The sequence below is a fragment of the Enterobacter sp. ECC-249 genome, from assembly GCF_043965265.1.
In the GTDB taxonomy this organism is placed as follows: domain Bacteria; phylum Pseudomonadota; class Gammaproteobacteria; order Enterobacterales; family Enterobacteriaceae; genus Enterobacter; species Enterobacter quasiroggenkampii.
In genome coordinates, this window is the sequence record NZ_CP143660.1 from 1,932,712 (window position 1) to 1,946,209 (window position 13,498).

10 protein-coding genes are annotated in these 13,498 nt (G+C 50.9%); 7 read left to right on the forward strand and 3 right to left on the reverse strand.

Going from position 1 to position 13,498, the window contains the following annotated elements:
• Positions 1-14 precede the first annotated feature (14 nt).
• A complete protein-coding gene (locus tag V1587_RS09260) occupies positions 15-1,055 on the forward strand; it encodes an aldo/keto reductase (RefSeq protein WP_371898516.1) in 1,041 nt (346 codons plus the stop codon).
• Positions 1,056-1,255: 200 nt separating this feature from the next.
• Positions 1,256-2,836: a hypothetical protein gene (locus tag V1587_RS09265; RefSeq protein ID WP_395314569.1), complete on the forward strand. Its 1,581-nt coding sequence runs from the start codon at positions 1,256-1,258 to the stop codon at positions 2,834-2,836.
• A gap of 4 nt (positions 2,837-2,840) precedes the next feature.
• Here the strand turns inward: V1587_RS09265 and V1587_RS09270 are convergent, their stop codons facing one another.
• Positions 2,841-4,637 carry a glycoside hydrolase family 2 protein gene (locus V1587_RS09270; RefSeq protein ID WP_371898514.1) on the reverse strand — a complete coding sequence of 599 codons (1,797 nt, stop codon included), beginning with the start codon at positions 4,635-4,637 and terminating at the stop codon, positions 2,841-2,843.
• Between the two features lie 360 nt (positions 4,638-4,997).
• On the opposite strand from V1587_RS09270, the gene V1587_RS09275 reads away from it, so the two are divergent.
• Positions 4,998-6,308 carry an MFS transporter gene (locus V1587_RS09275; protein ID WP_371898513.1) on the forward strand — a complete coding sequence of 437 codons (1,311 nt, stop codon included), beginning with the start codon at positions 4,998-5,000 and terminating at the stop codon, positions 6,306-6,308.
• Between the two features lie 23 nt (positions 6,309-6,331).
• Positions 6,332-7,444, forward strand: a complete 1,113-nt coding sequence (locus V1587_RS09280) for a hypothetical protein (protein ID WP_371898512.1) — start codon at positions 6,332-6,334, stop codon at positions 7,442-7,444.
• Between the two features lie 96 nt (positions 7,445-7,540).
• Here the strand turns inward: V1587_RS09280 and V1587_RS09285 are convergent, their stop codons facing one another.
• On the reverse strand, positions 7,541-8,644 hold the full coding sequence (locus V1587_RS09285) for a succinylglutamate desuccinylase/aspartoacylase family protein (RefSeq protein ID WP_371898511.1): 1,104 nt from the start codon (positions 8,642-8,644) through the stop codon (positions 7,541-7,543).
• Between the two features lie 299 nt (positions 8,645-8,943).
• Between V1587_RS09285 and V1587_RS09290 the strand changes: the two genes are divergently transcribed.
• From V1587_RS09290 to V1587_RS09300, 3 genes are read left to right on the forward strand one after another with little or no spacing between them, the layout of a single operon-like run.
• Positions 8,944-10,320 carry a glycoside hydrolase family 1 protein gene (locus tag V1587_RS09290; protein WP_371898510.1) on the forward strand — a complete coding sequence of 459 codons (1,377 nt, stop codon included), beginning with the start codon at positions 8,944-8,946 and terminating at the stop codon, positions 10,318-10,320.
• Positions 10,321-10,371: 51 nt separating this feature from the next.
• The gene (locus tag V1587_RS09295) at positions 10,372-11,694 is read left to right on the forward strand and encodes a PTS sugar transporter subunit IIC (RefSeq protein ID WP_048222165.1); all 1,323 of its coding nucleotides are present in this window, start codon (positions 10,372-10,374) and stop codon (positions 11,692-11,694) included.
• Between the two features lie 15 nt (positions 11,695-11,709).
• Positions 11,710-12,426, forward strand: a complete 717-nt coding sequence (locus V1587_RS09300) for a GntR family transcriptional regulator (protein ID WP_371898509.1) — start codon at positions 11,710-11,712, stop codon at positions 12,424-12,426.
• 42 nt (positions 12,427-12,468) lie between these two features.
• Here V1587_RS09300 and ldtB read toward each other — a convergent pair whose 3' ends face one another.
• The gene (gene ldtB / locus V1587_RS09305; RefSeq protein WP_371898508.1) at positions 12,469-13,389 is read right to left on the reverse strand and encodes a L,D-transpeptidase; all 921 of its coding nucleotides are present in this window, start codon (positions 13,387-13,389) and stop codon (positions 12,469-12,471) included.
• Positions 13,390-13,498 lie beyond the last annotated feature (109 nt).

The window sequence follows — 13,498 nt, forward strand, 5'->3', positions numbered from 1 at the left end:
GCGAGGATTATCTTATGCGTTATCAAAAACTGGGCAATACCGGTCTGTTCGTTTCTGAACTGTGCCTCGGCACCATGACCTTCGGCGGTGAAGGCGGCATGTGGGGCAAGATTGGTCAGCTCCAGCAAAGCGAAGCAGAACAGCTGGTGGGCCGCGCGCTGGATGCCGGGATCAACTTTATCGATACCGCGGACGTTTACTCGGAAGGGCGTTCGGAGGAGATCACCGGCCAGGCGCTGAAAAACCTGAAAATCCCCCGCGAGAACGTGGTCGTCGCGACCAAAGTGTTCGGCGAAACCGGAACGGCAGGGGTGAACTCGCGCGGCAGCTCGCGCTATCACATCATCAGCAGCGTGAAGGAGAGCCTGCGCCGCCTGCAGCTCGATCATATCGATCTCTACCAGCTGCACGGCTTCGACCCGGCCACGCCGATTGAAGAGACGTTGTATGCGCTGGATAACCTGGTGCAGCACGGCCACGTGCGCTATATCGGCGTCTCGAACTGGGCGGCGTGGCAGATTGCCAAAGCGCTGGGCATTTCCGAGCGTCTCGGGCTGGCGCGTTTCGCGTCGTTGCAGGCGTATTACACCATTGCCGGGCGCGATCTGGAGCGCGAGCTGGTGCCCATGATGCAGAGCGAAGGCGTCGGGCTAATGGTCTGGAGCCCGCTGGCAGGCGGCCTGCTGAGCGGAAAATATGGCCGCGACGGGCAGAGCGAAGCCGGTGGTCGTCGTCTGGAGTTTGACTTCCCGCCGGTGAACAAAGATCGCGCTTTCGACTGCGTGGACGTGATGCGCACTATTGCCGAAAGCAAGGGCGTCTCCGTCGCGCAAATCGCGCTGGCGTGGCTGCTGCACCAGAAAGCGGTGACCAGCGTCATCATCGGTGCGAAACGCGTTGAACAGCTGGACGACAACATTGCCGCCACCGGGATCCGTCTCAGCGAAGATGAGCTTCTGCAGCTTGATGCGGTGAGCGCGCTGCCGCGGGAATATCCTGGCTGGATGCTGGAGCGGCAGGGGGAGTATCGCCGCAATCAGCTCGCGCAGCAGTAACCTTCCTTATCCCCGGTAAGCGCATCGCCTGCCGGGGATGAGATAAAAGTAAATGACGAGATGCTGCTTTTTTAAAGGCAAACTGTATCACTATTGTAATTAGGACTTCAGGATGTCTATGAACAAAGAAATGTGGTGAATGAAAAATAAAAGCTATAAAATGCAGGTCATGGCTAACGTTCTTAGTGTGGTTTCTTTAAGTGCAGAGCTCAATTCCGCTTCGTTTACTAGAAGTAAACTCTTCGCTGATCTGGCACTGGCCATACTTGCAGAGTGTTATTGCAGTGATGGTACGGGACCAATTTAATGGACTTGTTATTAATCAGCAGAATTTATTGTCTTTATTAGTTCCTCCCTCAAAATATTGTCAACATGGTCGTGAAAATCTGATGCGTGAGTATCAGGAGCATTTATTGTATTTGCAGCGATTATGCCGTTATTGTCAGGCGTCGGGCATTGGCGTTTGGTTGCAAGGTGAAGCGCTACCACGGGATGGAAAAATACAAGAAAAATATCCAGAATATGCTTTGATTGATAATATTAGCGCAGATGAAGTTTTCTGGAAAAATTTTTATCAGCACGCACTCTTTGAAGCCCTGGAACAGCTATCCGGCATTGATGGAATGATTGTTAATCTTCACCGACATCAACCCTATAAAGCCAGCTGGGTCTCGACAATCCCATTTCTCTACCAAACCCTGCGAAGCCTGGGGAAAAAAATGGTCCTGCGTGACTACATGGAGGATGAGGCAGCATCGTGGCAATTAGTCAATGCGTTGCAGGTATTACCTCCGGATGTGAGGGTGTCAATAAAAGCAGTTGCTCATGGTTATCGCCCGGGTTTTGTCAATAACCCTTTATTGACTCAGCTTGAAGGTCGGGTCAAGTGGATTGAGTTTGATATGTGGGGGCTGGAGTACGGCTGGACTCTACTACCGTGCTACTTATTAGAGGAAATTCAGGGCCGTCTTAGCTGGGTTGAAAGTATGGCCGGTGAGGAACTGGAAGCGATTACGGGACGGCTTAGTTGGGAATGGATCTCTAACAGTTCCCTGATTAACTCCGTAAATTCAGTGAACCTGCATGGCTTAGCGATGTTTGGCCGTGAAATATTTATGTCTGAGAAACAGGCATTTCATTGCTGGCTCACGGATATGCTTGAGCGTAAGGTGGAGGCGGCTGAATTAAACATCTTTCATCAATTGTACGCCAGCAGCTATGAATGGATGAGAAAGACCCCCTATATTCTGGGACATGTTTTACACCATTTCAGCCAGGTTCCGGTAAACTATGCACAAGCCGTAAAACAACTGCAGTTTCATTTGCTTAAATCTGATGATTATGCTGCGACGGTCTTGTTCCCGATAAACGATCCCGATGCCGGACGCGAACAGTTCCAGCAATTAGTGTTAGAGAAAGAACGAGCTATGTTTTTGGCACAAGACTCCCGTAACCGGCTCTTTCAAATAATACACTCCATTGATATGTCGGATGAGAAAAAAGATTTATTCAAACGCGTCTGGGACCGCGTACCGTACTACACTGAAATGTTCAACAGAGTCGCACGAAGTGTCGCTATGAAAATGATGGTCGATCGTTACGGCCATCAGAGTGGCATATCTTCATTTGAATTAAATAGTGAAATTAATGAACTGCGCCTTCTGGCGATTCGAATTTCTGCGTGGATTGATAAAGAAGAACAACAACAGCCACATTATCTGGCTATGCTATTTGATCCTGCCAGGCTACTTAGCCTGGCAGAAAGTTTGACAGAAAATTGATCAATTATGACCCGGCATTTTTTAATTGCTGATAAAAATCCCGCAATACATAAAATGCTTTTTTGCGCGTTATTTTATCTGCGGTAATCAGTCCCTTGCAATTGAATCCTTTCTGAAAGGGGTTCTGACGTCTTTCTGTACGGTAGTCATACAACAACCATGGAGTAAAACCGCGCACATAATTGAGTTTTGGCAGATACTCGGTCTGTTTGCGATAAACATCCGCCATATAGTTTTCCGAGAATGGCCCCGACTGAGGTGCATGTTCGCCCGGAACGCCCTCGGCACCAGTTTCAGTGATGACAACAGGCTTTGTTGGCGACGAGTTTTCACCGAGCACAATCAGATCGTCAAAATTCTCTTCGTACCAGCCGTAATACTCATTCAGACCGATAATATCAAGATAATCTGCCAGACGATCTTCAATCTTCATTTTTGCATGATTGACAAGGCAAGCGGCAGAAATCAAACGGCTGGGATCGGCCTTTCGGGCTGCGTCAATCAACATGCTCATAAAATCCAGGCGTTCATCGGTATCGGCATTTTCATTACCCACTGACCAGATAATTACGCTCGCACGGTTTCGGTCACGATAGATTAGCTCCATCAACTGATTATGTGCATCGCGTTGCGTTGTCGGATTTTTAAAATCTATCGCCCAGTAGTTTGGAATTTCTTCCCAGAGCAACAAACCGACCTCATCCGCAATACGCGCGACCATCTCATGGTGGGGGTAATGCGCCAGTCTCAGGTAGTTGCAGTTCAGCTCTTTAGCATCATGAAAACGGCGGCGGATATCCGCTTCGTTGGTCATTTTTCCCAATAATACATCATCTTCGTGACAATTTATGCCGCGTAGATAGAGCGATTTACCGTTGAGACGGATATCCGTACCCACAACGTCAATTTGCCTGAAACCCACGCGGTCGCTGACACAGTCGCGCCCCAGCGATGCCATAACGCGATACAATTTAGGGTGTTCAGGAGACCAAATTTGCGGTTCAGCAGACAGGTTAGCTTCAGCAATGCCATTCACCACCGGAAGAGTTACGGAGATGCCAAGTTCAGTGAGAGAGAAATTCACCTCTCGCGCATCGCCTTCCACTGCTATTCTCACGGCTATTTTATTATATTTGCCGTCTGGAACTAAATAAACGAACAGATCCCTGATATAAGTTTGCGGCGTTCGAATAATATCAATTTCACGGTATATCCCGCCATAGTTGAACCAGTCATTATTTCTCAAGGGTAGCCTGTCAGTAGTGCGGGTGTTATTCACACATAACATCACCACATTCTTTCCAGGCAGTAATACAGACGTTAATTCAGCGCAAAATGGAGTTGAGCCCCCATAGTGGTTGCCTATAAACTGATGATTGACAAAAACTTTGCAATCATAATTGGCTGCGCCAATGCGTAAGAAAATACGTTCATCCGCGTCCTGTTTGAGGTAATCAATGTCCCGGGTGTACCACGCACTCCCTTCATAATAAAACCATTTTTCTTTCATCATTTGCCAGCATCCCGGCACCGGAACGGTATCCCCGGCAAAAGGATCATAATCGTAAGGATCGCGACGTGTTTCAGCGTCGTTTTTCTCTAAGAGATACCATTTTTGTCTTAATCCCGTGTCGTGAAGATCCAGCGTAAAGCGCCATTCGCCACTCAGGCTTTCACGGTCTCGGCCACCCGTGAATAACAGATTAGTATGATTGAGATTCTGCTTATTATACGGTTGGTCATATTGCTCGTTATGTAAGCATTCAACGGCATTTTCAGCCAGGTCCGATTTTTCCAACATGAGATATCCTTCATAAAAGAGGTGTTTCTGTAGAATAACGGCTCGAATTCAGGCGCTGGAGCTGTTCCTCATAAACAGAAGGAAAGTTAAGTGATAAAAACATGTAAATGTGATGGAGGTCGAATAACGACAGGATTCTAATGTGATGTACATCTCATAATTGCTTTTGCTATGGTGATTTTGATCACGTCTGCAACCCTGAGGCGCGATATGACTCACATAAAATTATGGCAGGACTTCAGGGATCTCACTTCTGTTTCTTATCCGTCATGCATTCAGGCCGGGTAACGTACACTGGTTGAAATTAATTACTATGGGTCTGTTTGGATACGATTATTAAATCGTGACGGAGGAAATACGATGGGTCAGTTGCAGGGTGGTGTCAGTAATGAAGCTGTAAATATTGGTTCTACAACCAGTCGATATCGATGGACGATTTGCGCGTTGCTCTTTTTTTCTGTCACCATAAATAATCTCGACAGATCTATATTAGGATTGCTCGCCCCAATATTACAAAAAGATATTGGCTGGAATGAAATTGAATACGGTAATATAGTGACGGCATTTCAGGCTGCCTATGCCTTAGGTTTATTCCTGTGCGGACGTTTTGTTGACGTTTATGGCGCACGCCTGGTTTTACCTGTCGCACTGGCAATCTGGAGTTTAGCTGCGATGGCTCACGGAATGGTCGGTACCGTTATAGGATTTATCTACGCGCGAATCTTCCTTGGGCTTGGGGAGAGTGCCAACTTCCCTTCAGCTGTGAAGGTTGCCGCAGAGTGGTTCCCGAAACGAGAGCGTGCTTTTGCAACGGGTATTTTTAATTCGGGTTCCAACATCGGTAATATTTTTGCTCCTGTTATTATTCCATGGATAGCATTACAGTGGGGTTGGCGTGAAGCATTCATCGTAACCGGTGCCGTAGGGTTTATCTGGATTGCTTTCTGGTTAATATTATACGGAAAACCGGAGAAAATTAAGAAGGTAAATAAAGAAGAATTAGCCTGGATTAATCAGGATGATGACGCTGATATTACAGCACAAACAACTCAAAAAATCAGCTGGTTGGGTTTGCTAAAGTATAAGCAGACCTGGGCATTCGCCATTTGCAAATTTCTCACTGACCCGATTTTCTGGTTCTTCCTTTTTTGGCTACCGAAGTGGCTGCATGACGCTCGCGGTATTGATATGGCGCATATGGCGATGCCCCTGGTATTAATCAATATTCTGGCAACGATGGGCGGTCTTGCAGGTGGCTATCTCCCTGCATGGATGGTAAACCGCGGTATGGCCGTCAATAAAGCGCGTAAAGCGACATTATTGTTATGCGCTACCTGCGTGCTTCCTATTTTACTGGTCTCGAATGTTTCCAATCTTTGGTGCGCTGTACTGCTGATTGGGCTTGCTGTCGCAGCGCATCAGGGCTGGTCGGTCAATCTTTATACCAGCGTATCCGATATGTTCCCAAAACAGGCGGTGGGTGCTGTTGTTGGTATTGGTTGCCTGATTGGTTCTCTCGGTTCAATTCTTTTTACGCAGGCCACAGGACATATTTTACAGGCAACCGGAAGCTATTGGTCTATTTTCCTGATGGGTGGTTTTGCCTATCTGCTGGGTTTCCTGATAATGCATTTATTAATTCCATCAATGTCAGCAGCTAAATTTAAATAATATTAACTATACAGGTACAGAACATGTCATTTACCGATAGTCTGTTAAAGGAACGTATTTTGGCAGCCAGAGAGAAAAGTCTTCTTTGGCTAAATAAAATGCAACTCCCCAACGCAACGGCAGGCGTATTACGCGTTAGCGCACTTCACCAGCCCGAGCAATGGCCGCAGATGCTTCTGCCGGGAACCTATGATGGCACGATGGCTCGCGTTTTATTGGGGGATGAGATCGCCGGGAAAGAAGCGCTTGCGGACTGGATATTGGGTCATCAGGGAAAGGACGGTTTTTTCCAGTTGCCGGGATTGTGCTGGAACGAAACATGGAAAGGACCGGATGCTGAAAAAACGCGCCAGTACATGCGTTTTCATACAACCAATTACTGTATGGGGACGCTGGAAGTGCTGGATCAACTGGATAGAATCGAGCTGCCATTTTTGAAACCTTACCTCGACGCTCAGTATTTTTGGGCATGGTTAGGTCAACGTGATATGCGCGATCCCTGGCTGGAAGGTAATAATATCGTCAACATCGGTAGTTTTCTGTTACTCGAACATCAGAGAGAACCGAACGGTCCTGCGGCTCAACGTTTGCAGGATATGATCTTCTGGCATAATCAGCAAAGCGAACCCTATTCAGGTTTTTGGGGGCCGGGTCAGCAGTACAGCCAGGAAGCTTTACTATTTGCGCTCTGCGGTGCGACGCATAATTTACATGTATTTTATGCACTCGATGAAAATATTCCCTATTTTAACCAGTCGATAAGCCGTTGCCTGGAACAACCACTAGCCATTCGTAGCAGCTGTATTGATGTCGATATTATCGATATTCTGGCGCACGGCCACGCGCGTTGCCCATATCGCAGCGATGAAATTGAGCATTGGCTACGCAGTATGCTCGTGAAATTGCTGGACTTCCAGAACGCGGATGGTGGATTCCCGGACACCTTACTTGGCGAGCGAGGATATGATGGATGGGTGAAGGGATATAAAGAGCCTCAGGGGCACAGTAATACGTTTGCCACCTGGTTCCGATGGATAGCTATCGCGATGATCGCCCACGTTTTATGGCCTCAATGGCAGGACTGGCGTTTCCGTAAGACCATCGGCATTGGATATTTTAAAAATCTGTCGAGGTGATTTTAAATTTCTTTGCCCATCGGTACAGAAATCGGCGAAAGCATTTTATTCCATTGAGCATGCTTTTGCCGATTCAACGATGGGCCGTGGCGGCAATCAGCAACCGTCTTTGCAGGTTGCCGCTGGATTTTGCTCAAGGACTCTTACCAGCAGGGCTCGGGGTTCTCTAACTACATCTGTTCCAATTGACAGTACTTTGCCGTCCCGTTCTGCTGAATACTTCGCGACAACATCACCGAATGCATTTCGCTGCAGGGCGACCTCTTGTCCTGCTTTTACCGTGTCGCCGGGTTTAACGAAAACTTCCGCAAACCCACCCGTGGTTGCACGTATTGAACTGATAGCATTACCAATATATGTTTTATTGCTGCTGGCGGTTGCGCCGATTTTGCCTTCAATAACCTTGTAGTGGATCAGTACATTGAGGGCACCCTCTAAGCCCCGGGAAATCATATCCTGCTGGTAAATCCTCGGTTCTCCCGTCTCGGCCGTTATCGCCGGGATACCATTTTGAATAAAGGTTGTCTCCATTGAGCCGGCTTCGCCGGGATCTTTCTTAATTTGATCGGCCGGAAAAAGTTCTGCAATCGTCCGGGCATCCGCATTGCGGTAGTCGGCATAAATGAACAGCGGATAAGCCGTTCCGGTAGACTGGGTGTGATAGTCAATCGCCAGGTCTACATTTCCCTTGTAAACCTTATTCCACATCATCCATGCCTGACGCTCAGCAGAGTTACCCGTTTCTTTTCCTGGATGTACGCGGTTGTAGTCGATCGTCTCACCACCATCGGTTGAAACAGACCATGTCCGGGAGACCCTTTCAAGTCCAGAACGGTTTGGGCCAATAATACCAATAACGCTTCCTTTCATTTTGGCGGGGTCCAGTTGTTCCATCACTTTTTGTACGATACGAACCCCATTTAGCTCATCCCCGTGGACCCCAGCCTGAAGCAGAACTTTCTTCCCGTCCGTTTTCCCTTTTGCCACCATTATGGGGACATACCATCGCTGTCCCGTCCCTGTCTCAACCCCCTCGAACATGAAGCGATGTTGTCCTGCTGTCAGGTCAGCTACATCCAGAGTCGAGATAACAGGTACTCCCTGCACCTTATCACCCGTATACACCGTTGCCGCGTGAGTCATAGAGCATGGCAACGCTAAGCTGAGAGCGAATGCGATACGGCTAGTAGATATCTTCATGAGCGTCATTTTCCATTTGATAGGGTTGAGATTTTTATTTTCCGGCCAGGGCCTGGGTTCATGCTCATTAAGTTAATAATGATTTTATGAGGCCAGCCAGTGGCACGATCGGGAAATGTGATTTTGCATAGGCTAACTCTCCGGCCTCAGGAAAAGGATTTGCGCGATCCATTTTCCTGCCCGGCTTCTTCTTTCCAACATACCTCACAAAAAACGATTCTCCTCTTTGATCGTCCCTTCATCTTCGCCTATATGACTAGTCATAAAATTTTAAATGACTAGTCATATAGGGAGGGAACATGAACAATCAGCTGCCGGCCAACTTTTTATGGGGCAACTCGGTCTCCAGCATGCAGACGGAAGGGGCCTGGAACGAGGGCGGGAAGGGGATGTCGGTGTACGACATTCGCGAAGCCGGGGAGAACGTCTCCGACTGGAAAGTCGCGACCGACTCCTACCACCGCTACCGGGAGGATTTCGACCTGATGCAGGATCTGGGCATGAACTGCTACCGCTTCCAGATCTCGTGGAGCCGCGTCTGCCCGCAGGGCGACGGCCCGTTCAATGACGAAGGCATCGCCTTTTACGACCGCTTTATTGACGATCTGATCGCCCGCGGCATCGAGCCGATGATCTGCCTGTACCATTTCGATATGCCGCTCGCGCTGGCGCAGGAGTACAACGGCTTCAACGACCGCCGCGTGATGGACGCCTTTATCCGCTACGGCAAAAAGATGATCGACTGCTATGGCGACCGCGTGAAGTACTGGCTGACCTTCAACGAGCAGAACATCTTCCATATGCCGGAAGCGTTCCGTATTTCCGGCTATATGAAAGGCGAAAAAACCCTGCGCGAGCTGTACGAGCTGCAGCACCATACGATGGTGGCGCACATGGCGCTGACCGAATACCTGCACCAGACGAAACCGGGCCAGCTGATGGGCGGCATGCTGGCGCACCAGCTGATCTACCCGGCCACCTGCAAACCGCGCGATATCTTCTGCGCCCAGCAGTATGACGAATTCCTCAACCAGAACCTGCTGCGCGTCTTCGCAGGACAGGGCTACAGCCCGGCGGTGATGGCGGTGGTGGAGCAGGAGGGCTTTGGCGATATCTACCGCGCTGACGATCTCGCGCTGCTGGCGCGCACCAGAAATGACTATATGGCCTTCAGCTACTACGCCAGCAAAACGCTGGACAGCGATGCAATTCCGGAAGGCACGCCTGTGAACTATTACCTGCTGCACGGCGAGAAAAATAACCCCTACCTGAAAGCTACCGAGTGGAACTGGCAGATTGATCCGCTGGGCTTTCGCACCATCATTACCCGCTACGCCAACGACTGGCGCCTGCCGGTATTCCCGATTGAAAACGGCATTGGGGTGATTGAGTCCTGGGACGGGGTGAACCCGATTGAGGACACCTACCGCATCGATTACCACCGGGCGCATATCGAGGCCATGAAGGAGGCGATGTTCGAGGACGGGGCAGAGGTCATTGGCTACCTCGGCTGGGGGTTGATCGACATTCTCAGCTCCCAGGGCGACATGCGTAAGCGCTACGGCGTGGTCTATGTCAACCGGGAAAACCACGACCTGAAAGACCTCAAGCGCGTGCCGAAGAAGAGCTACGCGTGGTTAAAACAGGTTATCCATTCCAACGGACGCGAGATGTAAGCCGTACGCTGCCGGGCCGTTTTTGTGACTGATTGATGGGAACACTCCGCTATGTCTGAAACAAAAATCACACCGCACATGCAGTCCTTTGTCGATAAGTTTGTCGAGTTCTCGGCGCGCCTGGCAAACCAGGTGCACCTTCGCTCCCTGCGCGACGCCTTCGCCACGGTGATGCCCATTTTCATCCTCGCCGGTCTGGCGGTGCTGGTGAACAACGTGGTGTTTCCCTGGATTTTCCACGGCGATACGCTGGCGCATTTCAAAGTGTGGGGCGAGGCGATTATCAACGGCACGCTGAACATTGCCGCGCTGCTGCTGGCGCCGATGATTGCCTGGTCGCTGGCGCGCAACAAAGATTTCGACAACCCGGTCTCGGCAGTGGTTATCGCCGTCAGCAGTTTTATCATTATGATGCCGATGCGCTTACAGATTACGCCCGTCGGCAGCGACGCTGCGGTCAGCGTGACGCAGGTGCTGACCTTCGCCAATATCGGCTCCACCGGGATCTTCGCCGGGGTGCTGATTGGGCTGCTTTCAACGGAGGTATTCATCGCCATCTCGCGGCTGAAGGCGCTGCACATTTCGCTCGGTGAAAACGTGCCCCCGGCGGTGAGCAAATCCTTTACCGCGCTGATCCCAACCATTCTCACGCTTTCGCTGTTTGCGGTGCTCGCGGCGATACTGGCAAACGTGCTGCATACGGACCTGATCCATCTCATTACGACCTTTATCCAGCAGCCGCTGCGGCTGATCAACACCAGCCTGCCGGGGACGATTTTTATCTACAGCTTCGGCAACTTCCTCTTCACGCTCGGCATTCATCAGTCGGTGGTCAACAGCGTGGTGCTGGAGCCGTTCCTGCTGATCAATACCAACGAGAACATGCTGGCCTTCGCCAACGGCCAGCCCATTCCGCACATCATCAACAACATCTTCGTGCCGACCTTTGGCATGGTGGGCGGGACGGGCAGCACAATATCGCTGCTGATCGCCATCTTTATCTTCTCCCGACAACAGTCGGCTAAGCAGGTGGCGCGTCTGTCGCTGGCGCCGGGCCTGTTTAATATCAACGAGCCGGTGATTTTTGGCCTGCCGATCGTGTTTAACCTGCCGCTGATGATCCCGTTCGTGCTGCTGCCCGCGATAGGCATTTACTTCGCCTGGCTCTGTACCACGCTGGGGTTAATGTCGCGCTGCGTGGTGATGATCCCGTGGACCACGCCGCCGATTCTCAGCGCCTGGCTGGCCACGGCGGGAGACTGGCGGGCGGTGGTGGTGCAGTTGGCAATCATCGTATTTGGTGTATTCTTCTACCTGCCTTTCCTCAAAATTGCCGAGCGAGTGGCCTTGAAAAACAGCGGGATAGAAAACTAACAGAAAGGAAGGACCATGGCGGCGAAGTACATCACCATAGCGCGGGAAATCAAGAAACGCATTATCAGCCAGCAGTACGCCGCCCATGAACCGCTCCCGGACCAGTTTGCGCTGGCGGCGGAGTTCAGTACCAGCCGGATGACCATCCAGCAGGCAATGCGCCAGCTGATCGTCGAAGGGCTGGTTTATACCCGCCAGGGCCAGGGGACGTTCATCCGCAAAAATTTCCTCCAGCTCTCGCAGTGGGATCTTTCCGGCAGCGACTATTTCGGTGCCACCAAAACCTGGGAACATCTGGGCACGGTTACCAGCCAGGTGGTGCATTTTGAACTGCGCTTCCCGAACGAAAAAGAGCAGGCGTCGCTGATGATTAACGCCGATGCGCCCGTCTATGACTTTATTCGTCTGCGCTTATTAAACGGCGAACCCATGTCGCTGGATTCCACGGTGATGCCGATGAATCTGGTGCCGGGCCTGACGAAAAACCATCTTGAAGGTTCGGTGTTTCAGTACGTTCAGGAAACCCTGGGGCTGAAAATTATGGGCTCGTATCGGGTGGTGCGGGCGCTTAAGCCCAGCGCGCTGGACAGAGAGCATCTGGTCTGCGAGGAAACCGATCCGGTGCTGGAGGTGGAGCAGGTGATTTATCTGGAGGATGGCACGCCGCTGGAGTATGCGCACTGCCACTATCGGTACGACCACGGCGGGATCGTGATCGTGAATAACGGGTAAAAAAAAGCGGGCAACGAGGCCCGCTTTTTTAATGCTTCTTTATCAGTTCAAACGCACCGGCATACCGGAGCGGTTCTGCACGGCCTGGTCAACAATCGTCGTTTCGACGTCTGGCTGAGACGTTACCGCCTGTACCGCGCTGTTCAGCGTAACAGGGACGACTTCGTTGTTGTTGATCTGGTCTTCGCTGGTGGACAGTGGGTTGTGCACTTCGATGTAGCGGCTGCCGTCTGGTTCAGACGTTGCTTTCACCGGTTCGTTGATGAACTGCACGCGCGTACCAACCGGCACGTTTTCGAACAGGAACTTGATGTCGTCGTTACGCAGGCGCACGCAGCCGTGGCTCACGCGCAGGCCGATACCGAAGTTGGCGTTGGTGCCGTGAATCGCATACAGACGACCAATGTACAGAGCATACAGACCCATCGGGTTATCCGGGCCTGCCGGCACAACGGCTGGCAGCGGCTCGCCCGCAGCGATATATTCCGCGTGCATTTTGGCGGTCGGCGTCCAGGTTGGGCCCGCTTTCTTACGTTCAACTTTGGTGGTCCAGTTCAGCGGGGTGTCTTTGCCCAGCTGGCCGATACCGATTGGCAGCACGATCACGGTGTTGGTGCCTTTCGGGTAGTAATACAGACGCATTTCGGCGCTGTTAATTACGATACCTTCATGAACGGTATCCGGCAGGATCAGCTGCTGAGGGATATTCAGCACGGTACCTGCTTTCGGCAGGTACGGGTCAACGCCCGGGTTCGCTTCCAGCATGTTAGACAGACCCAGCTGGTACTGCGCCGCGAAATACTCCAGCGGCTGAGAGTTACCTTCAGGAACCGTCACCACCTGGTTTTGACCCACCAGACGGCTTCCGTCGGTCGGCAGGGGATACGTCACCGCAGACGCGGTCTTACAAAAACCTACTACGGCTAACGCCGCCGCAAAAAGCGCTGTTAATTTCATGTTCATGTTGTGCAAGGTATCTAAGCCATTCAGGCGATGAGTTGATAAGTCTGAATCTGTGATGGGAGCGCATTATATGTGCATTCCCGCTCACAGGGAATTCAGATGTGTACGA